A 24,511-nucleotide genomic window follows, 5' to 3' on the forward strand; every position below is an offset into this window, starting at 1 on the left:
CCAACTACCAGCACCGCGTCTTCGGGCAGTACGGCGGGCAGGTCTACTCGCTGCCGATGAACCTCGCGCTGATCAACACGTTCTTCGGACGCAGCCACACCCCCGAGGACGCCCGGGCCCTGATCGCGGAGCAGGCCTCCGAGATTGCCACCGAGGACGCCGCGAACCTCGAGGAGAAGGCGATCTCGCTGGTCGGGCGCCCGCTCTACGAGGCGTTCATCAAGGGCTACACGGCCAAGCAGTGGCAGACCGACCCGCGCGAGCTCAGCGCCGAGATCATCTCTCGCCTCCCGGTCCGTTACACGTATGACAACCGCTACTTCTCCGACACCTATGAGGGCCTGCCGGCCGACGGATACACCGCGTGGCTCGAGCGGATGGCCGAGCACCCCAACATCACCGTCACGCTCGGCGCCGACTTCTTCGACGAGTCGCAGCCCTTCAACAAGGCGGCCACGGTCGGGCAGCTGCCCATCGTCTACACCGGCCCGGTCGACCGCTACTTCGACTCCGCTCACGGCGACCTGTCGTGGCGCACGCTCGACTTCGAGACCGAGGTCCTGCCGATCGGTGACTTCCAGGGCACGACGGTCATGAACTACGCCGACACCGACATCGACCACACCCGGATCCACGAGTTCCGGCACTTCCACCCCGAGCGCGACTACCCGACCGACAAGACCGTCATCATGCGTGAGTTCAGCCGGGCAGCCGACCCCGGCGACGAGCCGTACTACCCCGTCAACACCGCAGAGGACCGCGAGCGGCTGCTGGCCTACCGTGAGCTCGCCAAGGGCGAGGCCGACGTGCTGTTCGGCGGACGCCTCGGGACCTATCAGTATCTCGACATGCACATGGCGATCGGCTCGGCGCTCAGCATGTATGACAACAAGCTCGCGCCGCACTTCTCCCGTGGCGAGGCGCTGGACGACCATGGCCTCTGACAGCACCGGATCGGGGGCAAGGGTCGGGCTCGTCCACCGCTTCCGGTTGTGGGCGATCGGACGCCTGCGCCGGTCCCGCTTCCTGCCGGTCGGCATGCCCGACAAGCTGACCGATGAGTCCCGGCTCGACGGGGCGTTCGCGCAGCAGGTCATGGTCTATTTCCCGACCCCGCAGGACAGCCTCTACCAGCTGCGCCCGTGGTATCACGCGCTGACCGAGCTCGATCGCGTTCATCCGCTGGTCTGCGTCTTCAAGGATTCGCGGACCGCAGCAGTGGTGCGCGAGGAGACCGGGTTCGACTGCGTGACCCTCGCCCGCTATGGCCAGCTCGACGAGATCTTGTCGAGGTCCGACGTCAAGCTCGCCCTCTACATCAACCACGACCCCATCAACTTCGAGTCGCTGCGATTCACGTCCCTCGTGCACGTCTATCTCGGACATGGCGACAGCGACAAGGGGGTCTCGGTCTCCAACCAGGTCAAGGCCTATGACTGGTGCTTCCTCGCCGGCCAGGCCGCTCTCGACCGGGCGGCGTCAGCAGTCATGCTCTACGACGCCGCGGCACGCAGCATGCTGATCGGGCAGCCGCAGCTCGATGGTGCGACCGTCGTGACCGGCACGCCGTCACCCGATGGCCGCCGAACAGTGCTCTACGCCCCGACCTGGGAGGCCTCGCAGCCGTCGGTCTCCTACGGATCCCTGGAGTCCCACGGCGAGGCGCTCATGCGAGCGCTCTCGCCGACATACCGGGTGATCTATCGACCGCACCCGCTCAACGGGGTGATCCGGGCGTCCTATGCCGCGGCCGACGCCACCGTGCGACGGCTGGCCGATCGGGTCGACACCGACGTGACCCTCGAGCAGTCCTTCGCGGATGCCGACCTGCTCGTCACCGACGTCTCCGCCGTCACGCTCAACTGGCTGCCGACCGGCAGGCCGCTGCTCGTGACGAAGCCCCTCGTGCCCTATCCGTCGAGCCGGCTCATGGGGGTCGTGCCGCAGCTTGCCGCGACCGACGACTTCGCCGCTGCCGTCGCCGAACATCTGCTGTCCGATCCGACCAGGGCCGACCGCGATGCGCTCGTCGACCACTACCTCGGCGATCCGTCACCAGGGGTCGCGACCAAACGGTTCATCGCCGCCTGCGAGGACGTCATGCAGGTGCGTGATCGTGAATGGGACGCCGCCAGGGCTCGCGGCGCCATCGGCACCTGAGCCATGGCCACCAGCAAGCCCGCCGGGGCTCGGCACTCCCCCCTCGTCGTGGTCTCCGTGGCCGCGGCCTGCGTCGTCGCCGTACGCCTGCTGCTTCTGCCGTCGCATACCGGCGGAGACGAGGCCGGATTCCTGATGGTTGGGACCGGGTGGCATGACGGAGCATCGCTCTACGGCAACTACTGGGTCGACCGACCGCCGCTACTGATCTGGATCACCGAGCTGGCGGGCAACGTGACGGCTCTGCGCCTGCTCGGATGCCTCGCCTCGGTCACCACGGTCCTCGGCGTGGCCTGGGCGGCCTTCTTGGCGCGTGGGGTCGGTGCCGCGAGCTGGGCGGCTGGAGCGGCCGCCCTGTTCCTCTCCGCCCAATGGCTCGGCGTGGCGCGAGTCAATGGCGAGATGCTCGCTGCCCCGTTCGTGGCATGGAGCATCGCCTTGACTCTCTATGCCGTGATGCATGCCACCACCTGGCGGATTCCGGCGGCACTCGGCGCCGGAGTGCTGGCGGTCGCTGCACTCTTCGTCAAGCAGAGCGTCGTCGAGGCCTTCGTCTTCGCGCTCGCCTTGTCTCTCGCCGTGGCGTTCGATCGACCGGAGTCCCGCCGCGTCGTCCTGCGCGTACTTGCGTGGGGCGCCCTCGGCGGCGCTGCGGCCGGCGCCCTGATGCTCCTGCTTGCCGACACGCGTGGCACCTCGCCGGCCGACCTGTTCGACGCCGTCGTGACCTTCCGTGCCGAAGCCGGCGAGGTCATCCGGACCTCAGCGAGCGACGCCACCCCGCTCCGCCTGGTCATCATGATCGCGACATGGCTGGTCAGTGGTCTCGGCGCGGCCACCGTGCTGGCGGTCTGGCAGGGCGCCCGGAGCCGCGAGCCAGTCCTGCTTGCCGCAACGGCGATGCTCCTCTGTGGCCTGGTCTTCGCCCTGTTCGGCGGCAGCTACTGGGCTCACTACCTGATCCAGCTGATCCCGGCCGCAAGCCTCACCGTCGGGCTGCTCGCTGACCGGGTGCCGCATCGTGTCCTGCGACGCCTCGCCGTTGCCACGGTCGCCGTGACGGTGGCGAACCTCGGTTGGGCGATCGGTTTCCAGCCCGACGACAACGAGCAGCAGCACGCGGTCGGGACGTGGTTGCGCGACGCCAGGCAACCCGCGGACACTGCCGTTGTCACCTATGGGCAACCCAACATCTTGCTCGAGGCGCGGATGCCGAGTCCCTACCGATATCTGTGGAGCCTGCCCGTGCGCACCCGCGACTCGCAGCTGCGTGATCTCTCGATGGTCCTCGCCTCCCCGCGGAGGCCGACCTGGGTTGTGGACTGGTCCGGACTGGCGTCCTGGGGCGTCGAGCCGCAGCGCGCGTGGAATGTGCTCGAGAGCGACTATCGCCAGGTCGCGAGCATCTGTGGACACCCGGTCTGGTTGTTGGCCGACGATCCGCGCACGCTTCCTGCCGCCCCGGAGGCGTGCCCATGACGACCCGGACCGACTTCGCCGTGATCGCTCGCGAGCATGACCACCGGCGCAAGCCGGCCATGGCGGCATACGCGCTGGCCCTCGGGGCGTGGATCGCCACGATCGGAGTACCGACCGACCCGTTCCAGATGTTCTTCTGGCTGTGGCTCGCAACGATCGCGTGGCGTCCCAGCGCACCATGGCGCCACCACCTGACCTTCGCCCGCGACTGGTCACCGGTGTTTGCCGCCCTCGTCCTCTACCTCTACAGCCGCGGGCTGTCAGACGAGCTGATCTCGATGCCGGTGCACTGGACCACGCCGATCCGCATCGACGAGTGGATCGGCGGCGGGGAGCTGCCCACCGCCCGTCTCCAGGACTTCCTGTGCAGCGATCCGTGCAGCGGGACCGGCTCGCCACGCTGGTACGACGCGGTGTTCACCACGATCTACTTCACCCACTTCGTCGCCGCTCTCACGTTGGCAGTCGTCCTGTGGTTGCGCAGCCGCGAGGCCTGGGTGCCGTGGATGCGCCGATACCTCGTGATCAACTTCTCTGCCCTGGCGGTCTACATCGTCTATCCGATGGCGCCGCCGTGGCTCGCCTCGGAGGAGGGCTACATCGGCGCGAACCTCCCCCGCCTGACCGGCCGCGGCTGGGATGACCTCGGCCTCGGCGGGTTCCACGTCGTGCTCGCCCAGGTCGGCAATCCGGTCGCCGCGATGCCCTCCCTGCACGGAGGCATCGCGATGCTGATCGCGCTCTACGGGGTGGCCCGACTCCGCAGAGCGTGGCGCTGGTTGCTGCTGCTCTATCCCCTGCTCATGGGATTGACGCTGGTCTACTACTCCGAGCACTACGTCATCGACATCTTCGCCGGCTGGCTGCTCGCTGGCGTCGTGATGATCGGCTGCGGTTGGTGGGAGCGGGCCCACCCGCCACGACCGCCTGCCGTCAATCCCTGATCCGGCGTGTTGCCTCAAAAGCGTCACGCCCAGCGGGGTGGTGGGTGCTGCTGGCACGATGGGGCGTATGAGCAGCGATTCGAGACGGCGCGCCGGCAAGCTGTCCCGCGACCTGATTGCGGCAGCCACCCTCGACCTCATCGATGAGCTCGGAATCGGCGCAGCCTCGATGCGAGCCATCGCTGCCCGCCTCGACGTCGAGGCGATGTCGCTCTACAAGCACTTCCCGACCCGTGACGCACTGCTCGACGCCGTCGTCGACCGCATCGTGGATGAGCTGGACGCGGATCCGGAGGTGCGTCGCGAGGCTGTCGATGGTTGGCGGGACTACCTCTCGCGGCTCGCCCATGGCGTCCGCCGGTATGCGCTCGCGCACCCTCACGCATTCCCACTCGTCACGACCCGCCCCGCCGAGGCTCCGTGGGTCAATCCTCCCCTGCGTTCCCTGGTCTGGATCGAGTCCATGCTCGCGACGCTCAGCTCGGAGGGCTTCGACGACGATCAGGTGTTGTTCGCCTATCGATCGTTCAACAGCTTCCTGCTCGGCTATCTGCTGATGGAGTCCGGCGCACACACGCTTCGCGATCCGCAGACCGGCGATGGCTCGTTCGGCGGTGGCGATGCCGCAGACGCCATGCCGGTACCGGGCGGGCTGTCCCCCACTCGGACCAAGGCGCAGCTGGCCGGGATCGCCGAGGCCGACACGACCGCGGAGACCATCGATCCGCAGGACGACATCGAGATCAGGGACTATCCGACGATCCACCGGTTGGCCGGCGGATTGGCCGAGGACCACTTCGGCGCCGAGTTCGAGCGAGCCCTCACCGAGATGCTCGACGGCATCGACACCCATCTCAGGCTTACGGTGTAATCTGTGGAAGGCCGACGACGTGAACACCACCACGAAGGAACTCGCATGAGCACTCCAGCATCACACGAGCCGCCACCTGGACTCCCGGACCAATCGGCCGACGGACCCGTCGGCTCAGGCGACCGCACGGTTGACCGGAGCCCTGCCGCGGGTCTGGACCGCCACGGACGCGTACGCCGTACCCGCGCGAGCGGCCTGTGGGTCGGCATGATCAGCGTCGCACTGCTCGCGCTGGCCTTCTTGATCTTCATCGCGCAGAACTCCGAGCCGGTGACGATCAACTTCCTCGGTTTCGAAGGGGAGATGTCCCTGGCGATCGCGCTCCTGCTGTCGGCCGTGACCGGGATCCTGCTCGTCGCAGTCCCGGGCGCAGTGCGAATCACCCAGCTGCGCCGCGCGCTGAAGAAGAACGCACGCGCCTGACCCGCTGGGCGTGACGCTTTTGAACCCGCTGGGCGTGACGCTTTTGAGGCGACACGCCGCTTCCTGCCTCAAAAGCGTCACTTTCAGCGGGGGCGGGGCGGGACTAGCGTCCGCCGCCGACTGCGGCCGGCCCGTCCTCGCGTCGGATGTCGATGATGTGTCCGGTCTGGTTGGCCAGCAGGACGTCGAGTGACTGGCGTGCGACTTCCATCGAGCTCAGCAGAGTGCCCTCGGGCTCCTCGCCGAACGCCTTGGTCCGCATGGGTGTGCCCGTACGCTCAGGATTGACGCAGTTGACCCGCACCTCACCGGCCCACTCGTCGGCCAGCGCCTGAGTGAGGTTGACGACTGCTGCCTTGGCCGAGGAGTAGAGCGAGTAGCCGCCACGACCACGCGTGTAGGACGACGAGGTGAACAACAGCAGCGATCCCGCCGACTGCGCCAGGTGGGGATAGAACTCCTGGGCGATGAAGATCGGCGCGAGGTAGTTGATCTCGGTCGCGGCGAAGATCGTCTCCTCGGATGTGTCGGCCAGGTCCTCGATCACCAGGACCCCGGCGGTATTGACGACGAAGTCGATCGAGCTGGTCTCCTTGAGCACCGCTGCGGCCGCTGCGGCCACGTCCTCGCGGCGGTCCACGTGCGTGTTGGTGGACGAGCGGGAGAACGAGTGCACTGTCGCGCCGAAGCCCCGAGCCAGCTCGGCGATGTCGCCGCCGATGCCGTACGAACCACCGAAGACGACCATGGTCTTGCCCTCGAGCGCTGCCCGATACTGCTCCTCGTCGAGCCGGTCAGGCGTGTCGGCTGAGTGCAGCTGGAAGAGCTTGTCGGCGATGTAGACATCGATCGGCTCGGTGACCTTCATGTTGCGCTCGTGGCCCGCGGCCACGGCAATCGGCACGTGCGGCAGGTAGCGCAGCACGACCGTGCAGTCGTCGGTCGCGGTGAAGTCGGGGTCCTTCCACGCCAGCTCGTAGGCCTCACGGATGACCGAGAGCCGGAACGCCTGCGGGGTCTGGCCGCGGCGCAGCAGGTGCCTCGGGAGAACGTCGGAGATCGTGTCGGTCTCCCCCTGCGGGGTGTCGTGCACCTGCACGACCGTGTCGGCCGATGGGATCGCGGTGTCAACCGCCTCGTGCGTCGCCAGAGCGGCGACGACATCACCGATGATGGTCTGCGAGACCAACGGCCGTACGGCGTCGTGGAACAGGACGTTGCACTCCTCGGCGCCCAGCGCATCGAGGGCCCGACTGGTCGACTCGTTGCGCGTCTCGCCGCCTTCGACGATCTGCGAGACCTTGCCGTAGCCGCCGTTCTGCACGATCGCTCGGACCGGATCGAGGTGGCCCGGCGCCATCAGGATCACGATCTCATCGACCAGCGGCGACGCCTCGAAGGCCGCGATGGTGTGCTCGATGATCGTCTTGCCCGCGATCTTGATGAGCTGCTTGGGGATCGAGAGGCCGACCCTCGTGCCGGTGCCACCGGCCAGGACGACGGCCACATTACGAAGTTCAGTCACCCGATGAGGTTACCGGCAGCGGGGCCGTCAGGACGCCCCCGGTCGCATGACCGCGTCATTTTGCTCCGACTTCCACGTCCGGAAGCCCTCTTCGGTCGTGCCACGGCGCCAGTATGCCGACACCGACACGTCCGGTCGGGCCACCTGCCGGTCCTGGAGCACGTAGGGTCGCACGCTCTTGAGCAGCGCCGACTCACCGTGGATGAACGCCTGCGCACGACCCTCACGCCACTCCCACGTCCGCAGGGCGTCATCGAGCAGCGTCGTGGTGCCCGCAGCCGCTTCACCGCGGTGCAGCCAGTGGATGTCGAGCTCGGCGACCGTCGTGAGCGCGATCTCGTCGGCCGGCCCGCCGACCTCGATGAAGGCGACCGCCTGCGCGCCAGGCGGCAAGGCCTCCAGCGCCGCGCAGATCGCAGGGAGCCCGGCCTCATCGCCGACGAACAGGTGCCAGTCTGCGGTCGGATCGGGCGCGTAGGCCCCGCTGGGACCACGCAGGTGCATCGTGTCGCCCGGTTGGGCGTGAGCCGCCCAGGGACCGGCCACACCATCCCCACCAGCAGCGCCAGTGCCATGCACCACGAAGTCGATGGCCAGCTCCCGGGCTTCCGGATCCACCCAGCGGACCGTGTATGTCCGCAGGACCGGCCACGCCGCCTGCGGCATCGTCTCGCGGACGACGGCGAGGTCGAGCGGCTCGGGATAGTCGAACCCGGCGACCAGGAAGACGAGCTTGACGTATTCGTCGGTGAACGCCCCGCCGTTCAGCGCGATGTGGCGGCCGAAGAACTCGTCAAACCCGGCTCCACCGAACACGACACGACGCATCGAAGGAGCCACGATCTCGGTCCGGATCACGGTCATTCGTGCGGGCTGGGTCTTGCTCACCTGTGTAGCCTACTGGCGTGACCCACGGCATCGACACGACCCAGTTCGACCCCGCCATCCGCGTCCAGGACGACCTGTTCCGACACGTCAACGGGACCTGGCTCCGCACCGCGGAGATCAAGCCGGACCGCGCCACCGCAGGGTCCTTCGTGATCCTCGTCGACGAGGCCGAGGCGAAGGTTCGCCAGATCATCGAGACCGCGAGCGAGGCGCCGCAGGACGAGGAGCAGCGCAAGATCGGTGACCTCTATGCCAGCTTCATGGACGAGGACCGCGTCGAAGCGCTCGGCGCGGAGCCGCTCACAGGTGAGCTCGCCCAGGTCGATGCGATCGTCGACATCCCGGGCTTCATCGCGACGCTCGGAGCGCTCGACCGGCAGGGAGTCGGCAGCATCTTCGGCATGTACATCGGCCCTGACAGCGGCCAGCCCGACCGCTATGTGACCCACCTCGGCCAGGGAGGCATCGGCCTGCCCGACGAGGCCTACTACCGCGACGATGAGTCCGCCGCGATCCGTGAGGCCTACGTCAAGCACCTTACGACGATGCTCGGCCTGGCCGGCCTCGACGACCCTGCCGGCCGCGCCGAGCAGATCATGGACCTGGAGACCCGTCTTGCGTCGTTCCACTGGGACCGGGTCGAGTCCCGGGACGCCCAGAAGACCTACAACCTGTTGGCGCTCCACGGTGTGCAGTCGCTGACTCCGAGCTTCGACTGGACTGTCTGGTCCGAAGCCGCCCAGATCCCGGCCCCCGTGATCGCTGAGCTCGTGGTCGCACAGCCCTCATACCTCGAAGGCCTCGAGACCCTGCTGGTGGCCGGCGAGCTCGACGCGTGGAAGGACTGGCTGCGCTGGCAGGTCATCCGTAGCGCCTCGCCCTACCTGTCGTCAGACTTCGTCAGGGCAAACTTCGAGTTCTACGGCAGGACCCTGAGCGGCACCGAAGAGCTGCGCCCTCGCTGGAAGCGCGGCGTCGGATTCGTCGAGGGCTCCATGGGCGAGGCGGTCGGCAGGATCTACGTGCGTACGGAGTTCCCGCCCGCTTCCAAGGAGCGGATGACCGAGCTGATCGACAACCTCCTCGAGGCCTACCGACAGAGCATTTCTGCACTGCCGTGGATGAGTGATGAGACCAAGAAGCAGGCCTACGACAAGCTCGACAGCTTCAATCCCAAGATCGGTCACCCCGATGAGTTCCGCGACTACAGCGCGCTCGAGACCACTCCGGACGATCTGCTCGGCAATGCCCGCAGGGCGATCGCCGTGGCGACCGATCGCGAGCTGGCCAAGATCGGCGCTCCGATCGATCGCGACGAGTGGTACATGACGCCGCAGACCGTCAACGCCTACTACAACCCGACGATGAATGAGATCGTCTTTCCTGCAGCGATCCTGCAACCGCCGTTCTTTCACGCCGACGCCGATGACGCGGTCAACTACGGCGCGATCGGCGCCGTCATCGGCCACGAGATCGGTCACGGCTTCGACGACCAGGGGTCGCAGTACGACGGCACGGGCGCGCTGCGCAACTGGTGGACCGACGACGACCGTTCCTCCTTCGAGAAGCTGACCACGGCGCTCGTCGCGCAGTATGACGCGCTCACCCCCGACGGGGCCGACGACCGTCCGGTCAACGGCTCGCTCACGATCGGTGAGAACATCGGCGATCTCGGCGGCCTCGGCATCGCCTACCAGGCCTTCCGTCTCACCGATCCGGGCGACATCGAGGTCGACGGGCTCACCCCCGACCAGCGATTCTTCATCTCCTGGGCGCAGGCGTGGCAGTCCAAGGTCCGGCCAGCCGAGACCGTGCGACGGCTCACGATCGACCCGCACTCACCGCCGGAGTTCAGGTGCAACCAGGTCGTTCGCAACATCGACGCGTTCTATGCGGCGTTCGGCGTCACGGCCGACGACGAGCTCTGGCTCGACGAGGCGGACCGCGTCACGATCTGGTAGGTCGCGCGGCTCGGCCCGTGGTCGCGTCATCTCGGCCCGGTCCTTGCGCTTGTCGAAGGCACACCACCGACGGGATGTCACCGCCCTTCGATAGATTGCCAGTGTGACCATCACCGCCATAGATCCTGCCCAGCGGCGGATCGTGACCGTCCTCTCGATCGTCCAGGTCGTGGGCGGCCTGGGCAACGGTGCGGGACTGGCCGTCGGAGCCCTGCTCGTCAAGGATGTCAGCGGCTCATCAGGCTGGGCCGGGATGGCCGTCGTGATGCTCACACTCGGCGCCGCAGCATTCACGATGCCGCTGTCGTCGATCGCCGCACGGACGGGACGACGGCCGGCCCTGACCCTGGGCTGGCTCCTCGGTGGATCCGGCGCATGCGTCATCGTGCTGGGCGCCCAGATCGAGTCGTTGCCGGTGCTCCTCGTCGGGCTCTTGTTGTTCGGCGCCAGCACGGCCGCCAACCTGCAGTCCCGGTTCGCGGCGGTCGACCGAGCGGCGCCGTCGCAGGTCGGCTTTGCACTCTCCCTGGTGGTGTGGTCCACGACGATCGGCGCAGTCATCGGTCCCAACCTGACCGGTCCGGGTGCAGCGTTCGCCGACGTCTTCGAGCTGCCTGACCTCGCCGGACCGATGCTGTTCTCCGCGGCCGGTTTCGCCATTGCCGGTCTGCTGACCTTCCTCCTCCTGCGGCCCGATCCTCTCGTGCACGCCGTAGGCACGGCCCCGGCCGCCCGCGGCATCCGCGCCGCCCTCCCCCACGTACGCGGGCGGGTGCTGACCGCGGTCTACGCCATCGCCTCCTCGCACGCCGTCATGGTGTCGGTCATGGCCCTGACACCGGTGCACATGAAGGACCACGGCTCGAGCCTGAATGTCATCGGGCTGACGATCAGCCTGCACATCGCCGGGATGTTCGCACTCTCGCCGGTCATGGGCATGCTGAGCGACCGCTGGGGCGCCGATCGCACGATCCTGCTTGGCCAGTCCGTGCTGTTGCTGGCGGTCTTCGTGGCCGGCACGTCGGGTGAGTCCGAGGTGCAGATCACCGCCGGGCTCACCCTCCTGGGCATCGGCTGGTCGGCCTCGGTCATCGCGGGTGCTGCCAAGCTGACACGCTCGCTGGACCCCGCAGACCGCCCCGTCGTTCAGGGCTTCTCTGACCTCGTGATGAACCTCGCTGGCGCCGCAGGCGGGCTGGTCGCCGGCATCGTGGTGGCGCTGAGCGGCTTCGGCACGCTCAACGCTGCCGCGGCAGTGCTGACTCTGCCCGTCATCGCGCTGGTGCTCTCGGGACGACGAGTCGCCGCGTCAGTGACCTAGTCGAGCAAAGCTAGCGCGAGCGCGACCCGAACGGCAGCCGGTCGACGATCGGATCGGTCACGTCCCAGAACAAGGTCTTGACCGGGTCAAGCCTTGGTCCCAGCCAACGTTCCATCGCAATGTAGGTCGACGCGCTCACGAAGATTGCGTCGAACGCGACCATCGCCAGCGAGAACCACGGCAGCGCCATGAGGACCGCGATGCCGAGGTGCAGCAGGATCACGAAGGTCAGCGCGATGCGTCGGGTGATCCGGTTGAGCAGCAGCGGCGCGAAGAACAGCTGGATGAACACCGCCATGTAGGTCGAGATCCCGACCACCACGCCGTAGTGGGTGAACAGGTCGGTCAGCCACGGGATCGGCTCATACTGCGGCAGCTGCAACGGGTAGTAGAGCGCCGTCCCGTGCTGCCAGAGAGGCCCCTGGGTCTTGAACATGCCGGCGGAGATATAGATGAGGACCAGCTGGAACGCGAGCGCGACGAGTGCGAGATTGTGAACCGTGTTGCTGAACCACGCCGGCAGGAGTGCCCTGCTGTGACGAATGTTGTGCAGCAGATTGGCAGGTCCGCTGCCCGAGGCCTGAGCCGCGGCCTTGCGGCGGCGTCGCGCGTCAAACGACCAGTGCTCGGAGGTCTCGGCGAACATGATCAGGATCAGGCCGACTCTCAACACGTTGTCGCCCTGGTCGCCCAGGAACGCTCCGCTCTCGATGATCGCGATCCAGCCGATCAGCATCAGCGGTCCGACGATCTTGGTCCGCCAGCCGACGATGTAGAGGACCGCGAGCAACATCGCAAGGAGGTAGAACAGCGTGAACGCAGTGGCCCCGAGGTTCTCCACGAGCTTTGTCTCAAAGAAGGCTGTGCCCTGCTGGATGGGCTGCATCCACGAAGAGCCGGCGCCGAACGTGATGCTGCGGTAGGAGAAATTGGTCACGAGCATCCCGAGCACCGCGAAGCCCGCGAGGATGCGGCTCAGCGACAGCCCATGAAGAGCACGCTTGTCATGCAGGAACCACGCCTCGAAACGAGAGACCTGCTCCACCGCGTCGTCCAGCAGGCGGTTCGTGACGCTGTTGCTCGGCCGAGACTGCGGCACTGCCGGTTCCTCGGCGCCACGTGTCGCCAGATCAGGCTCCCGGATGACTGTCATTCCTCCAGCCCTTCCACATAACCGTCAAACGCCCGCTGAGCGTCCTTGGTGCCGGGTATGGCCTTGCGCCACCCGAAGTCCCAGTTGGTGACGCGGACATCGGAGACCTTCACGGTGTTGCGCTGCGCGTAGGGCGGGACGGCCTGATAGCCGACCTTGTACTGGATCTGGGTCACCTTGCCGCCGAATGTCGCTTCGGTATACATCGAGGCGAATCGAGTCAACATCTCGTCATAGAGGATGTAGGCGTTGATCTCGGCCACATCACCTGCACCCGTGCCCTTGGCAGCAAGCATCGCCTTGGCAAGCTCGTCTGTCGAGGTCGTGATGTAGGAGCCCTGCACCAGAAGCTTCTGGTCCTGGTTGAACTTGAACATGGCCGCATTGATTCGCGAGCCGAGGCGACGGGTGGCCTCTTCCACCCGCGGCGGTGTGATGTCGTACTTGATCTTGCGGGTCACGAGGGCCGTCACGTCGACCCACTCGGTACGACTCACCTGGCCAGTCTTGGGATCCTTGACCAGAGCACGGAGGCGGATCGTGTCACTGAGGCGTCGCGGCGTGGGGGCGAACACCGACCAGGATTGCTCAAAATGTCCCTTGTTGATGTAGGTCGTGAGGCGCTCGTTGCCGACCGCGTCGCGCATGGGGTTGACTGGCGCGACCCACAACAGCACGAGGAACGAGTGGACCGCGATCAAGAGACCAAGGATCCACGCGAAGGTCCGGCGTGAAGCGCGGAACTCCGTCGTGCTGTGCCGTGAACCGGCTGGCGAGTCTGTCATGCGCGGAACGCCTTCTCCTTGTCTCGGGTGCTGGTCCTGACGGCAGGAAGCCTTCGACAGGCCTTGCGGGCCATGTCGAAGGCTACCTGACAATGCTCGACTCAGTCAGCCGATGAGGCTGTCAGCGCGTCGCCGTGCGACCACGATGATCGTGCCGGCAGTCACGAGCAGACCGCCCAGGAGCAGCAGGGAGACAGGCGCGCCACCGGTGTCCGGCAGAGCGTCGTCGCAGTCATCAGTCCCGGACTTGAGCTGCAGCGTCGACTGCTGGCCGACCGCAACCGCGGTGCTGGCGTTGGCGAGGGCAACCTGCGATCCGATCGCGGCGGCGTCCGCGGCTTGGCCGACGGCCACCGCGTCCTGGCTGATGGCGACGGCTTCGCTCGTCGTGCTGGCCAGCGCGGTCACGTCGTTGCCGGAGGCTACGACGTTGACACCGGAGTCGGCGACCGCTGCGGCGCCAGCGCCGACAGCGGTGGAGTCAGCCGAGGCGATGGCCGTGGTGCCCCGCCCCGTGGCCGTGGCGAGGGCCCGTGTGTCTGCGCCGCGTGCAACCGCAGCTGCATCAGCGATCGCGGCCTGCCCGGCACCGACGGCGACAGCGTTGGCCGTGGCGTCGGCGACCGCGACGATGCCCGCATCTGCGCCCGTGGCGGTCGTGGTAGCAGTTGTTCCCGTGGCGGTGGTGCCGGTTGCGGTCGTTGCCGCGTCGGCGGTCGATGTGGCGGTCGTTGCTGCGTTGGCGGTCGTTGCCGCGTCGGCGGTAGTCGACGAATCGGCCGTCGCGGTCGCGGCGGGTCCGCCAACGGCCACAGCCGTCGTGGCGTTGGCGAGGGCGACCTGAGTGCCGAGCGCGGTGGTGTCGGCAATGGCTACTGCGGCCTGGCCGACGGCGGTGGTGCTGGCGTCGGCAACCGCGTCGTTGCCGATCGCCGCGGAGTCAGCAGTCGTCTCGGCGCCGAGCGCCACCGCGGTGGCGTCAGGAGTGCCGATCGCGACCACGTCGGCGCTGATCGCAACAGAGGTGGCCGTGGCGCTAGCGACGGCGACGATGCCCGCGTCAGCGTTCTGGTTGGCGTTGGCGTTCTGGTTCGCGTTCGCGTCGGCGTTCTGGTTCGCGTTCGCGTCGGCGTTCTGGTTGGCATCAGCGTTCGAATCCGCGTTTGAGTCCGCGTTCGAGTCCGCGCTGGCACTGGACTCGCTGTCGGCCGTGGCGTCCAGGCACGTGTCAGCTGCCGAAAGGGTGGAAGCCGAGGCCGTGTCGACGGTGCCGACGACCAGACCTGAGGTGGCGATCGTCATGCCGAGTGCAACGGCGATCTTTCGGATTTTCATGGGAGTCCCTTTTTAGACGAGGCTGAAGTGCCGTACAAAAATGATGACCCTTGGGCCACGTGATAAAGAAATTATCACAGATGATCCGATGCACGTCTTGAATTCCGACAGTTGCCTCACGTCTGCCTACCCGTCGGCGACAACCTGTTCAGGCGTCACTTGCGATGCCGACCGTCAGGAGAGCCACCTCGCGCGCGACCTGGGCCTCGAGACCGGTCAGCCGGACCAGCAGGTCTTTCGGCCGCGTCCCGAAGTCGAAGAAGAATGGCTTGGCTTCGTCGATCCTGTCGGCCCCAGCTTTGGTCTGCTTGATGACGAAGTCGAGGTAGGCCTGAAGATCGGTCGCGAGGAGCTCTGCACCGTCGGGAACCCCGGCATCAGCCAGTCGCGTTCGCGCCTTCTTGAACGCAGGGACGACGAGGTCACGCAGCGGGTCGCCGGTGAAGATCGGCTGGCCGTCCAACACTTCTGCTGGATCGAGCGTCACGACCTTCCTGCCGCTCACGATGAATCTGGAGGCGGGGATGGCGCGGTCCTGCAACAGCTCGGCGAGCTCGACGTATGGCTCGACAATGGTCGCCCGCTCCTGAACGGCAGCCCGGTACTTCTCACTGCCCCGACGACCTGTCGGCGTCGTGCCGCGAGTGGGAGGCGCCGGGGCGCGCCTGACCGCGGACTTCGCGACACGCAGCAGGCGCTTGTAGTCATCCACGTCGTCCTTGAAAGCGGCCGTCAATCGCGTGGAGGAGGCGGTGTCGAAGGCCGCGAGCTTGTCCTCGAAGCCCTTCACCGCTGCGTCGGCCGCGAGCCGCTGCGACCGATCGTCAGCGGACTCCACGGCCGTGTTGGCGAGGCCCGTGGCGATCAGACCGAGCACCAACGTGAGGCCGAGCAGGCCCAGGAGCCGGCCGCGAACGCCGGTCATCTCTCCTCGCTCTTGTCGGGCTCGTCCTTGCATGAGAGGTCGCCGGTCGGCGGCTCGATCAGAAGGTAGCGGTCGACTGCCCTGTCGACGCATCGGTTGCCGACCCGGTATCCCGTATGTCCGTCACCCTTGCGGGTGATGAGTCGTCCGCTCGCGAGCTGGGAGGCCAGCTCCTTGGACCCCGAATAGGGCGTGGCCGGATCCCGAGTCGATCCGATGATGAGAATCGGGGCAGCGCCGGTTGCGCTGAGAGAGCGGTCGAGGCCGACCGACTCGAGCGGCCAGTCGGCGCATTCCTGGGTGCTCCACGCGACCATGCGCCCGAACACGGGAGAGACATCTTCATAGGAGTCCGCCAGCGTTGACATGCGTTCACTCGACGGGGTGCGCGCATCGTCGAGGCACCTCACCGCATGACCGACCTCGAACAGGTCGTTCTTGATGGTCCCATCCGCTCCGCGCCTGAAGAATCGATCGGCTAGAGCAAGCAGGAATGTGCCATCGCCGTAGACCGCGCGCTTGATGCCGGCGCTGAGGGCCGGCCAGCTCGCACGGTCATAGAGCGAGGCGAGGATTCCGTAGAGCGCGCCCGCCTCGGTGAGCTTGCGCTTGCCGGCAACCTTGAGCGGCTTGTCCTCGAGACTGTCGATCAGCGCGATCAGCTGGTCCTGCGCGCCATCCGCGTCATCGCCGAGAGGGCAACCAGGTTTCTTCACGCAGTCCTTGATGTAGGAGCGAAGGGCGTTTTGCTGCCCCTTGGCCTGCTTGAGCCCTGCGCGCTCCTTCGTCAAGGTCGGGTCGAGCGCGCCGTCCAGGACCACCCGCCCGACGCGGCGGGGGTGACGGTCGGCATACCCAGCGCCGATCAGCGTGCCGTAGGAGGCGCCGTAGTAGTTGAGCGTCTCCTGCCCCATCACGGCCCGCAGGACGTCCAGGTCACGTACGACGTTCGAAGTCGAGACATGGGATGCCACCTCACCGGATCGCTTGAGGCAGCCGTTGCCCAGACCGGCAAAGGCGCGGTCGAGGCGATCGATCTCCTTGGGTGTGTCGGGGTCCGGATCGAGATCGAGCAACGTGGCGAGCTGGGGGCCGGGCAAGCAGTTGACCGGCGCGCTCTGGCCGATCCCGCGCGGGTCGAAGCCGACCAGGTCGTACGCGGCACGCACCCGCTTCGTGAGCTGAGGTGAGACCACATCGACATACTCCACGCCGGAGCCTCCCGGGCCGCCAGGATTGACGAACAGCTTGGGCGACTGGGCGTCGCTGCCACTCAGACGGATCTTGACCCGCAGCTTGATCGACGTGCCCTGAGGCGAGCGATAGTCGAGAGGAACCCGGACCCAGGTGCAATATCCGGGAGGACAGCGCTCCCAGGTGACTTTCTGCTGGTAGAACCGCGACAGCCCGGCTGGACCGGCCTCGCCGGTGGCGACGGGCAAGCGAGACTCACTCCCCCGCGACACGCCGAACGCCAGGGCGAGCACGCCGACCATGAGGACGGCCATGCCGAGGCTGATGCGGGCAAGCACGGCAGCAGGGGTCCTTCCCGGGACAGACGAGGGTCGATGACCAGCCTAGGCTGTCGAGTCACACAGACGACGACCGCTCGCGGGCTCCTCCCGAATCACCAGTCCTTGAACAGATGGAAAAACCCGGCCAAAGAGCAGCCGGGTTCTTTCATCTGTGGAGCATAGGAGATTCGAACTCCTGACCTCTTCCATGCCATGGAAGCGCGCTACCAACTGCGCCAATGCCCCGCTGCCCGTGTGTTGGGCCTCGCCAATGTTAGCCGTTCGCCCCGCACTTGCCCAAACCGGGTCACTCGTCGTCGGACAGCACCGGCTCGGGCAGCGTGCCCGCATTCCACTCGGTCAACCGCCACTTGCGCCAGTCGCCATGTCGCGACTCCTCCAGCACCGACCACGAGCAGTTGCCCAGCCCACCGAACAAGCTCCAGTGGGTCTCGGCGATCTCGAGGAACGCGCACGCGCCGGTACGCAGGACCGCTCCATGTGCCACGACCACGAGGACTCCGTCCGGCGGGAGGTCCACGAGCAGGTCGTGCAGCGCGGCAGCGAACCGCTCCCCGGCCTGCCTGTGGGTCTCGCTGCCCGGGATCCGCGTCTCGTCCCCCTCAGACCAGGCCTTCATCCCTTCGGGGAACCTGTCCCACGCCTCGCGCCACGTGAGGCCTTCGCGCTCACCGAAGTTGAGCTCTCGCAGCCGTGGGTCGAGCTCGACCTTGGTGCCGGTCAGCTCACCCAGGACCCGGGCAGTCTCGGCGGCGCGAACCAGGTCGGACGTCACGATGCGATCCGGCCTCAGGGCAGCCAGCCGCGCGGCCGCGGCTTGCGCCTGCTCCCGGCCCACCTCGTCGAGGGGGATGTCGCTCTGGCCCTGCACGCGGCCGGCGACGTTCCACTCCGTACGTCCGTGGCGCCACAGGACCACCTGACGCGTCGTCATGCCAGCGAGACGAGCGGGCAGTCGCTCCACAGGCGCTCGAGCGCATAGAACACCCGCTCATCCTCGTGCTGGATGTGCACCACGATGTCGGCGAAGTCGAGCAGGACCCACCGCCCCTCGCGCTCACCCTCACGGCGTACGGCCTTGGCGCCGAGCTCGATCATCCGCTCCTCGACGGCGTCCTGCACGGCCTTGACCTGCCGCGGACTCGACGCCGAGCAGAGCACGAAGACGTCGGTGATGGCGAGCTGATCCGAGACGTCGAAGGCGATGATCTCTTTCGCGAGCTTGTCCTCTGCCGCGGCTGCAGCAGCGCGGGTCAGCTCGACGGCGCGTTCGGTGGCGGTCATGACGTGGCCTTGTCCAGGTAGAGGTCGTGCTTGCCGATGTACTGCACGACGCCGTCCGGCACGAGGTACCAGACCGGCTCATCGCGTTCGACCCGGAGGCGGCAGTCCGTCGAGGAGATCGCCAGGGCGGGGATCTCGACAAGAGTGATGCGATCTTTGGGCAGACCCTCGAGGGTCGTGTCGTTCAGCTCGTGGCCGGGTCGGGTGCAACCGACAAAGTGCGCCAGCGTGAAGAGCTCTTCGTGGTCCCTCCAGGTCAGCAGCGCCGCCATGGCGTCAGCCCCGGTGATGAAGTAGAGGTCCGAGTCGGGGTGCAGCGCCGACAGGTCACGCAGGGTGTCGATCGTGAAGGTCGGCCCGTCCCGGTCGATGTCGACGCGGCTGACCTCGAACCGCGGGTTGGCGGCGGTCGCGATGACGGTCATGAGGTAGCGGTGCTCGGCCGGGGAGACCACCCGATCGGCCTTCTGCCAGGGCTCACCCGTGGGGACGAAGATGACCTCGTCGAGATCGAACCACGACTGCACCTCGCTCGCAGCCACGAGGTGACCGTGATGGATGGGGTCGAAAGTGCCGCCCATGACGCCGACCCGTCTGCGCGCGCTGGTGCCAGCTTGATCCGCCGATCGCTGACGCTCGCTCACGGGGGTCAGGAGTGCTCGCGGCCCTTGCCGAACGACAGCAGCGCGAGCAGCAGGATCACCAGGATCACGAGTGCGATGCCGCCGACCGCGTAGGGATCGATGCCGATGTCGCGAAGGGGCTCTTCGGACGCCACGAGGTTCGAGAACATGCGGTCAATCTATCAGCGCACCTGACCGTCACCGACAACGACGTAAGTCGTGGTCGTCATCTCGGTCAGGCCCATCGGGCCGCGGGCGTGGAGCTTCTGGGTGGAGATCCCTATCTCGGCGCCGAACCCGAACTCACCGCCGTCGGTGAATCGGGTCGATGCATTGACCATGACGGCGGCGGAGTCAACACCCGCCGTGAAACGCGACGACGTCACGAGGGAGGACGTCACGATGGCCTCGGTGTGCCCCGATGAGTACGTCCGGATGTGTCCGATGGCCTCATCGACCGAGTCGACCACGCGCGCCGATATGTCGAGCGAGAGATATTCCGCGGCGTAGTCCCCTTCGGTTGCCGGCACGACATCGGCATGCACCGCACAGAAGGACTCGTCGCCGTGGATCGTCACACCGGCGTCCTGGAGCGCCGCGATGACACGAGGCAGGAAGACGTCGGCGACGGCCTTGTGCACGAGCAACGATTCGGCCGCGTTGCAGACACTCGTGCGGTGCGTCTTGGAGTTGAGGACGATCGCGAGCGCCATGTCGAGATCGGCGTCGGCGTCGACATAGACGTGGCAGTTGCCGACGCCGGTCTCGATGACGGGGACGGTCGAGTCCTCCACGACAGCGCGGATCAGGCCGGCGCCGCCGCGTGGGATCACGAGGTCCACGAGTCCTCGGGCCTGCATGAGGTGGGTCGCAGACGAGCGGTCGTCGGCGGGGATCTGCTGGATCGCGTCAGCAGGCAGACCAGCTGTGCGCAGGGCAGCGCGCATGACATCGATGATCGCGGCGTTGGAGCGCGCGGCCGACGAAGAACCGCGCAGCAGCACAGCGCTGCCGGCCTTGAGGCAGATCGCAGCGGCATCGGCGGTGACGTTGGGGCGGCCCTCGTAGATCATGGCGATCACGCCCATCGGCACCCGGATCTGCTGCATGCGCAGGCCATTGGGCAGGGTCGATCCGCGGACGACCTCACCGACCGGGTCAGGCAGGCCCGCGATGTCACGGAGGCCGCCGGCGAATGCGGCAACCCGCGCGGGGTCCAGTCGGAGCCGGTCGATCACGTTGTCGCCGGTCCCGGCCGCCCGTGCGATCTCGACGTCGAGGTCGTTGGCGGCCACGATTGCGTCGGTCTCCGCGATGAGGGCATCGGCCATCGCCTCGAGCGCGGCGTCCTTGTCGGCCCGGGTCGTGAGCGCGAGGGTGCCGGCAGCGATGCGAGCACGTCGCGCGGCGGCGTGGACCTGCTCCTTCATGGAGCCGATCCTAGAGCGTTCGCACGGATGCCTCGTGCCCGGTGCCCGGACAGTTCAGATCAGCATGAGGTCATCGCGATGCACGACCTCGCGTTCATATTCTGCTCCGAGCTCGGCGGCGAGATCGTGCGTGGTCCGGCCGATCAGTGAGGGCAGCTCCGTGCTGTCGTAGTTGACGATCCCGCGGGCGATCACCACGCCGTCCGGTCCGATCAGGTCGACGGGGTCACCCGCGGCGAAGCTTCCGGTGACCTCGGTGATGCCGGCCGGGAGCAGCGACGCCTTGCGCACGGTCAGCGCACGCACGGCACCGGCGTCCAGGTGCACGCCCCCCATGGTGTTGCTGGCGTGTGCGAGCCACAGCAGGCGCGTGGGCCGGCGGCGGCCCGTGGGATGGAAGCGGGTGCCGATCGGCGTACCTTCCAGGGCCGCGGCGGCCTGCGAGGCCGATGTCAGGACGACCGGGATGCCGGCCCCCGTCGCGATGCGCGCGGCCTCGATCTTGGTGACCATGCCGCCGGTGCCGATGGCCGACTCGCTGGGACCGATGATGTCCAGTGCCGCGATGTCATCCTCACCATGGACATCGCTGACGATGCGCGCATGCTGGCGGCCGGGATCGCCGTCGTAAAGGCCGTCGACATCGGACAGCAGCACCAGCAGGTCGGCATGCACGAGGTGGGAGACCAAGGCCGCAAGGCGGTCGTTGTCGCCGAACCGGATCTCGCTGGTCGCGACCGTGTCGTTCTCGTTGACCACCGGTACGACGCCGAGCTCCAACAGGCGGGCGAATGTCTGGTATGCGTTGCGATAGTGGCTGCGCCGTGTGACGTCGTCGGCAGTCAGCAACACCTGACCGACCACGAGGCCATGACCGGCGAAACGCTCGGCATAGCGCGCGATCAACGCGCCCTGTCCGACGCTCGCAGCAGCCTGCTGCATCGCGAGGTCACGCGGGCGGCGAACCAGACCGAGCGGCGCCAGCCCGGCCGCGATCGCGCCGGAGCTGACCAGCACGATCTCGTCCCCGCGCGCACGGCCGGCGGCAAGGGTGTCGACCAACGCGTCCACACGATCGCCGTCGAGGCCGCCCACCGCAGAGCTCAGCGACGACGAGCCGACCTTGACGACGATGCGCGCCATCAGGCCGGGTCCTCGTCGCTGCGTTCACCGTCCAGCGCAGGATCATCCTCGGGGAAGTCCCAGTCCCGACCCGCGTTCGTCGAGGAGGCCGGATCGCTACCGTCGCTGCGTGCTTCGCGCCGCTCAGCCTCGTATGCCCGTCGGGCGGCGAGCTCCTCACGGCGTTGCACGTTGGTGCGGCGATCCGACTGGTCGATGCGCAGATCCTCGCCGCGCCGTCCCAGGACCTCGGCGCCGGCCATGATCTGCGGGTCGAAGTCGAACATGACCGCGTCCTTCTCATCGCCGATCACGACGTCGTCGCCCGCCTTCGCGCCGAGCTTGAGGAGCTCGTCCTCGACGCCCAGTCGATTGAGCCGATCGGCGAGGAAGCCGACCGCCTCGTCATTGCTGAAGTCGGTCTGCCGCACCCACCGCTTGGGCTTCTCGCCACGGACGATCCACTGACCGTCGTGCTCGGCGATCGTGAACTCACGGCCCACGCCGGCCTCGGCCTTGGGACGCAGCACGATGCGGGTGACCTCCGCGACCGGTGCGGCTGCCCGGGTGGACGCAACGATCTCGGCCATCGCGAACGAGAGCTCGCGCAGTCCGGCGTGGCTCGACGCCGACACGTCGAAGACATCGAGTCCTCGCGCCTCGAGGTCAGCCCGGACGAATCCGGCGATCTCGAGCGCATCAGGGACATCGGTCTTGTTGAGTGCGACCAGCCGCGGCCGGCCGCCGAGGTCGCTGCCGGTGGCTTCTGCGTATGCCGCCAGCTCGGCCTCGATGATGTCCAGGTCGCTCAGCGGGTCACGCCCCGGATCAACCGTCGCGCAATCGATGACGTGGACCAGTGCCGCGCACCGTTCGACGTGGCGCAGGAAGTCGTGGCCCAGGCCCCGGCCCTCGCTCGCACCCTCGATCAGCCCGGGGACGTCCGCAACCGTGAACGTCGTCGACCCTGCCGTGACGACACCGAGGTTGGGGATCAGGGTCGTGAACGGGTAGTCGGCGATCTTGGGACGCGCCCGCGACAGTGCGGCGATCAGGCTGGACTTGCCGGCACTCGGGAAGCCCACCAGGCCGATGTCCGCGACGACCTTGAGCTCGAGCGTGATGGTCAGCTCGTCACCGGGCTCACCCTTGAGCGCGAAACCGGGCGCCTTGCGCTTGGAGGAGGCGAGAGCGGAGTTGCCCAGACCGCCGCGTCCGCCGGCCGCGATCACCAGCTCGGTCCCGGGACCGACCAGGTCGGCCAGCACTTCGCCGGACTCGTCGCGGACGACCGTGCCATCGGGAACCCGCAGGATCAGGTCCTCGCCGTTGCTGCCACTGCGGTTGTTGCCGGCTCCAGGGGCGCCGTTGGTGCCGCGCCGGTGGGGCTCGTGGTGGTAGTCGATCAGGGTCGTGACATCGGCCCCGACCGAGAGGATGACACTGCCACCGTGGCCACCGTTGCCTCCGTCAGGACCGCCGAGGGGCTTGAACTTCTCACGGTGGACCGAGGAGACGCCGTCGCCACCGACGCCGCCCGCGACATGGAGCGTCACCTTGTCGACGAAGCTGGGGACAGCCACCGGCCGCTCCTTACGTGAAATGGCCCCGCAGGGCCGTCAAATGGGACGGAGGGGCCGTCCCCAGCTGCGGACTGCCCCGCCGAATATGGGTCGTGCGAGAATCGGGTGTTCGCGGTGCTACTCGGCCAGGACGCCCGGGACGATGTTGACGACCTTGCGCCCACGACGACGACCGAACTCGACGGCACCTGCCGACAGCGCGAACAGCGTGTCGTCCCCGCCTCGGCCGACGTTGGTACCGGGGTGGAAGTGGGTGCCCCGCTGGCGCACGATGATCTCGCCGGCGTTGACCAGCTGGCCACCGAAGCGCTTGACGCCGAGGCGCTGTGAATTTGAATCGCGGCCGTTCTTGGTAGAGGCTGCGCCCTTTTTGTGTGCCATGTGCTCAGTCCCCTACTTCTTGATTCCGGTGATCTTCACCTGGGTGTACTTCTGACGGTGGCCCTGACGCTTCTTGTAGCCGGTCTTGTTCTTGTACTTCTGGATCACGATCTTGGGACCCTTGGACAAGCCCAGGACCTCAGCGGTGACCGTGATCTTGGCGAGCGAATCGGCATCGGCCGTCACAGCATCACCGTCGACGAACAGGACCGCCGGCAAAGACAGCGTCTCGCCCTCGGATTCGGTGACCTTGTCGATCTGGATGACGTCGCCGACGGCTACCTTCTGCTGGTTGCCGCCACTGCGGACGATTGCGTACACCACGGGATTCCTCACTCATTTCAATTCTGGGGCACGCCCTGCTGGAAGGCAGAACGCGCGAGAACGGCACGCAGAGCGCACCGAGGGACTAGTTTACGGAGCCTGACCCTCGCTGGTCAAAACGGGGGTGTCCCCGCCCTGGCCGGAAGGCTCAGAAGTCGTGCTGGCCGACAGCGATGGCGGCTCGACGGACGGCGGCGGGCCGGCCGGTTTGGAAGCCGAACCGCGCTTGCGCGGGGTCTTCTTGGCCGGCACCGGAGCCGCAGCAGCGGTGTCTGCCGCAGGCGCCTCGGGGGTGACGGACTTCACGCCACTGTCCTGGCTGGCCTGGGGGGCTGCGTCACCTGTTGGCCCGTCCGGCTTGCGCGACTCAGTGGCAGGACCCCGGCTGCTGCCGCCACCCTGGTTGCCGCCACCCTGGTTGCCGCCACCCTGGTTGCCGCCACCCTGGTTGCCGCCACC

The 24,511-nt window shown here is 67.4% G+C and carries 24 protein-coding genes, 1 tRNA gene and 1 pseudogene; 8 read left to right on the forward strand and 18 right to left on the reverse strand.

The genetic code is table 11. The features are described from left to right. From WKF39_RS16140 to WKF39_RS16165, 6 genes are all read left to right on the forward strand, one after another. Positions 1 to 944, forward strand: a 944-nt coding sequence (locus WKF39_RS16140) for a UDP-galactopyranose mutase (protein ID WP_340390288.1), incomplete at its 5' end; no start/stop codon positions are given. Further along, on the forward strand, positions 934 to 2,160 hold the full coding sequence (locus tag WKF39_RS16145; protein ID WP_340390290.1) for a CDP-glycerol glycerophosphotransferase family protein: 1,227 nt from the start codon (positions 934 to 936) through the stop codon (positions 2,158 to 2,160). The genes WKF39_RS16140 and WKF39_RS16145, both read left to right, overlap by 11 nt. 3 nt (positions 2,161 to 2,163) lie before the next feature. After that, positions 2,164 to 3,639 carry a hypothetical protein gene (locus tag WKF39_RS16150; protein WP_340390292.1) on the forward strand — a complete coding sequence of 492 codons (1,476 nt, stop codon included), beginning with the start codon at positions 2,164 to 2,166 and terminating at the stop codon, positions 3,637 to 3,639. Beyond that, entirely contained in the window at positions 3,636 to 4,583 is a 948-nt protein-coding gene (locus WKF39_RS16155) for a phosphatase PAP2 family protein (protein WP_340390294.1), read from the forward strand. The genes WKF39_RS16150 and WKF39_RS16155 overlap by 4 nt, the downstream gene beginning before the upstream one ends. A gap of 67 nt (positions 4,584 to 4,650) precedes the next feature. Beyond that, the gene (locus tag WKF39_RS16160; protein ID WP_340390296.1) at positions 4,651 to 5,454 is read left to right on the forward strand and encodes a TetR family transcriptional regulator; all 804 of its coding nucleotides are present in this window, start codon (positions 4,651 to 4,653) and stop codon (positions 5,452 to 5,454) included. A 45-nt stretch (positions 5,455 to 5,499) separates the two neighbouring features. Continuing rightward, positions 5,500 to 5,877: a lipopolysaccharide assembly protein LapA domain-containing protein gene (locus tag WKF39_RS16165; protein ID WP_340390298.1), complete on the forward strand. Its 378-nt coding sequence runs from the start codon at positions 5,500 to 5,502 to the stop codon at positions 5,875 to 5,877. Between the two features lie 103 nt (positions 5,878 to 5,980). Here the strand turns inward: WKF39_RS16165 and WKF39_RS16170 are convergent, their stop codons facing one another. Both WKF39_RS16170 and WKF39_RS16175 read right to left on the reverse strand, forming a co-directional pair. Continuing rightward, the gene (locus WKF39_RS16170; RefSeq protein WP_340390300.1) at positions 5,981 to 7,402 is read right to left on the reverse strand and encodes a bifunctional cytidylyltransferase/SDR family oxidoreductase; all 1,422 of its coding nucleotides are present in this window, start codon (positions 7,400 to 7,402) and stop codon (positions 5,981 to 5,983) included. A gap of 27 nt (positions 7,403 to 7,429) precedes the next feature. Continuing rightward, positions 7,430 to 8,290, reverse strand: a complete 861-nt coding sequence (locus WKF39_RS16175) for a siderophore-interacting protein (protein ID WP_340390302.1) — start codon at positions 8,288 to 8,290, stop codon at positions 7,430 to 7,432. Between the two features lie 17 nt (positions 8,291 to 8,307). Between WKF39_RS16175 and WKF39_RS16180 the strand changes: the two genes are divergently transcribed. Continuing rightward, positions 8,308 to 10,251 carry a M13-type metalloendopeptidase gene (locus tag WKF39_RS16180; protein ID WP_340390304.1) on the forward strand — a complete coding sequence of 648 codons (1,944 nt, stop codon included), beginning with the start codon at positions 8,308 to 8,310 and terminating at the stop codon, positions 10,249 to 10,251. Between the two features lie 103 nt (positions 10,252 to 10,354). Continuing rightward, positions 10,355 to 11,572 carry an MFS transporter gene (locus WKF39_RS16185; protein WP_340390306.1) on the forward strand — a complete coding sequence of 406 codons (1,218 nt, stop codon included), beginning with the start codon at positions 10,355 to 10,357 and terminating at the stop codon, positions 11,570 to 11,572. A 10-nt stretch (positions 11,573 to 11,582) separates the two neighbouring features. On the opposite strand, the gene WKF39_RS16190 is transcribed toward WKF39_RS16185, so the two are convergent. The 16 genes and pseudogenes from WKF39_RS16190 to WKF39_RS16265 all read right to left on the reverse strand — a co-directional run. Further along, entirely contained in the window at positions 11,583 to 12,725 is a 1,143-nt protein-coding gene (locus WKF39_RS16190) for an HTTM domain-containing protein (protein WP_340390308.1), read from the reverse strand. Next, positions 12,722 to 13,510, reverse strand: coding sequence for a DUF5819 family protein (locus WKF39_RS16195; protein WP_340390310.1), 789 nt, complete (start codon positions 13,508 to 13,510; stop codon positions 12,722 to 12,724). The genes WKF39_RS16190 and WKF39_RS16195 overlap by 4 nt, the downstream gene beginning before the upstream one ends. A 105-nt stretch (positions 13,511 to 13,615) precedes the next feature. Beyond that, entirely contained in the window at positions 13,616 to 14,845 is a 1,230-nt protein-coding gene (locus WKF39_RS16200) for an LPXTG cell wall anchor domain-containing protein (protein WP_340390312.1), read from the reverse strand. 148 nt (positions 14,846 to 14,993) lie between these two features. Beyond that, the gene (locus WKF39_RS16205) at positions 14,994 to 15,770 is read right to left on the reverse strand and encodes a hypothetical protein (RefSeq protein ID WP_340390314.1); all 777 of its coding nucleotides are present in this window, start codon (positions 15,768 to 15,770) and stop codon (positions 14,994 to 14,996) included. Beyond that, positions 15,767 to 17,302, reverse strand: a complete 1,536-nt coding sequence (locus tag WKF39_RS16210; protein WP_340390316.1) for an alpha/beta hydrolase — start codon at positions 17,300 to 17,302, stop codon at positions 15,767 to 15,769. The genes WKF39_RS16205 and WKF39_RS16210 overlap by 4 nt, the downstream gene beginning before the upstream one ends. A 155-nt stretch (positions 17,303 to 17,457) precedes the next feature. Then, a tRNA-Ala gene (locus tag WKF39_RS16215) sits at positions 17,458 to 17,530 on the reverse strand. Positions 17,531 to 17,591: 61 nt separating this feature from the next. Then, complete coding sequence (locus WKF39_RS16220) at positions 17,592 to 18,239, reverse strand: histidine phosphatase family protein (RefSeq protein ID WP_340390318.1); 648 nt, start codon at positions 18,237 to 18,239, stop codon at positions 17,592 to 17,594. Continuing rightward, entirely contained in the window at positions 18,236 to 18,589 is a 354-nt protein-coding gene (gene rsfS, locus WKF39_RS16225) for a ribosome silencing factor (RefSeq protein WP_340390320.1), read from the reverse strand. The genes WKF39_RS16220 and rsfS overlap by 4 nt, the downstream gene beginning before the upstream one ends. Continuing rightward, positions 18,586 to 19,170, reverse strand: a complete 585-nt coding sequence (gene nadD / locus WKF39_RS16230; protein ID WP_340390332.1) for a nicotinate-nucleotide adenylyltransferase — start codon at positions 19,168 to 19,170, stop codon at positions 18,586 to 18,588. Before nadD ends, rsfS begins: the two co-directional genes overlap by 4 nt. A 68-nt stretch (positions 19,171 to 19,238) precedes the next feature. Further along, complete coding sequence (locus tag WKF39_RS16235; RefSeq protein ID WP_340390322.1) at positions 19,239 to 19,382, reverse strand: hypothetical protein; 144 nt, start codon at positions 19,380 to 19,382, stop codon at positions 19,239 to 19,241. A gap of 12 nt (positions 19,383 to 19,394) precedes the next feature. Then, positions 19,395 to 20,642: a glutamate-5-semialdehyde dehydrogenase gene (locus WKF39_RS16240; RefSeq protein WP_340390324.1), complete on the reverse strand. Its 1,248-nt coding sequence runs from the start codon at positions 20,640 to 20,642 to the stop codon at positions 19,395 to 19,397. A gap of 54 nt (positions 20,643 to 20,696) precedes the next feature. Continuing rightward, positions 20,697 to 21,785 carry a glutamate 5-kinase gene (gene proB, locus WKF39_RS16245; RefSeq protein WP_340390326.1) on the reverse strand — a complete coding sequence of 363 codons (1,089 nt, stop codon included), beginning with the start codon at positions 21,783 to 21,785 and terminating at the stop codon, positions 20,697 to 20,699. Continuing rightward, positions 21,785 to 23,347 carry a GTPase ObgE gene (gene obgE / locus WKF39_RS16250; RefSeq protein WP_340390328.1) on the reverse strand — a complete coding sequence of 521 codons (1,563 nt, stop codon included), beginning with the start codon at positions 23,345 to 23,347 and terminating at the stop codon, positions 21,785 to 21,787. Before obgE ends, proB begins: the two co-directional genes overlap by 1 nt. 117 nt (positions 23,348 to 23,464) lie before the next feature. Then, positions 23,465 to 23,728, reverse strand: coding sequence for a 50S ribosomal protein L27 (gene rpmA / locus WKF39_RS16255; protein ID WP_340390330.1), 264 nt, complete (start codon positions 23,726 to 23,728; stop codon positions 23,465 to 23,467). Positions 23,729 to 23,740: 12 nt separating this feature from the next. Continuing rightward, a complete protein-coding gene (gene rplU, locus WKF39_RS16260) occupies positions 23,741 to 24,049 on the reverse strand; it encodes a 50S ribosomal protein L21 (protein WP_340390334.1) in 309 nt (102 codons plus the stop codon). Positions 24,050 to 24,142: 93 nt separating this feature from the next. Beyond that, positions 24,143 to 24,511 (reverse strand): annotated as a pseudogene (locus WKF39_RS16265) (hypothetical protein); the annotation flags it as partial.

The organism is Aeromicrobium sp., assembly GCF_037719875.1.
Lineage (GTDB): Bacteria > Actinomycetota > Actinomycetes > Propionibacteriales > Nocardioidaceae > Aeromicrobium.

What these genes read in the sequence shown, in the direction of transcription:
- WKF39_RS16145 (WP_340390290.1), top strand. Translation starts at nt 934, where the DNA reads ATGGCCTCTGACAGCACCGGATCGGGGGCAAGGGTCGGGCTCGTCCAC.
- WKF39_RS16150 (WP_340390292.1), top strand. Translation starts at nt 2,164, where the DNA reads ATGGCCACCAGCAAGCCCGCCGGGGCTCGGCACTCCCCCCTCGTCGTG.
- WKF39_RS16155 (WP_340390294.1), top strand. Translation starts at nt 3,636, where the DNA reads ATGACGACCCGGACCGACTTCGCCGTGATCGCTCGCGAGCATGACCAC.
- WKF39_RS16160 (WP_340390296.1), top strand. Translation starts at nt 4,651, where the DNA reads ATGAGCAGCGATTCGAGACGGCGCGCCGGCAAGCTGTCCCGCGACCTG.
- WKF39_RS16165 (WP_340390298.1), top strand. Translation starts at nt 5,500, where the DNA reads ATGAGCACTCCAGCATCACACGAGCCGCCACCTGGACTCCCGGACCAA.
- WKF39_RS16190 (WP_340390308.1), bottom strand. Translation starts at nt 12,725, where the DNA reads ATGACAGTCATCCGGGAGCCTGATCTGGCGACACGTGGCGCCGAGGAA.
- WKF39_RS16195 (WP_340390310.1), bottom strand. Translation starts at nt 13,510, where the DNA reads ATGACAGACTCGCCAGCCGGTTCACGGCACAGCACGACGGAGTTCCGC.
- WKF39_RS16200 (WP_340390312.1), bottom strand. Translation starts at nt 14,845, where the DNA reads ATGAAAATCCGAAAGATCGCCGTTGCACTCGGCATGACGATCGCCACC.
- WKF39_RS16205 (WP_340390314.1), bottom strand. Translation starts at nt 15,770, where the DNA reads ATGACCGGCGTTCGCGGCCGGCTCCTGGGCCTGCTCGGCCTCACGTTG.
- WKF39_RS16220 (WP_340390318.1), bottom strand. Translation starts at nt 18,239, where the DNA reads ATGACGACGCGTCAGGTGGTCCTGTGGCGCCACGGACGTACGGAGTGG.
- rsfS (WP_340390320.1), bottom strand. Translation starts at nt 18,589, where the DNA reads ATGACCGCCACCGAACGCGCCGTCGAGCTGACCCGCGCTGCTGCAGCC.
- nadD (WP_340390332.1), bottom strand. Translation starts at nt 19,170, where the DNA reads ATGGGCGGCACTTTCGACCCCATCCATCACGGTCACCTCGTGGCTGCG.
- WKF39_RS16235 (WP_340390322.1), bottom strand. Translation starts at nt 19,382, where the DNA reads ATGTTCTCGAACCTCGTGGCGTCCGAAGAGCCCCTTCGCGACATCGGC.
- WKF39_RS16240 (WP_340390324.1), bottom strand. Translation starts at nt 20,642, where the DNA reads ATGAAGGAGCAGGTCCACGCCGCCGCGCGACGTGCTCGCATCGCTGCC.
- proB (WP_340390326.1), bottom strand. Translation starts at nt 21,785, where the DNA reads ATGGCGCGCATCGTCGTCAAGGTCGGCTCGTCGTCGCTGAGCTCTGCG.
- rpmA (WP_340390330.1), bottom strand. Translation starts at nt 23,728, where the DNA reads ATGGCACACAAAAAGGGCGCAGCCTCTACCAAGAACGGCCGCGATTCA.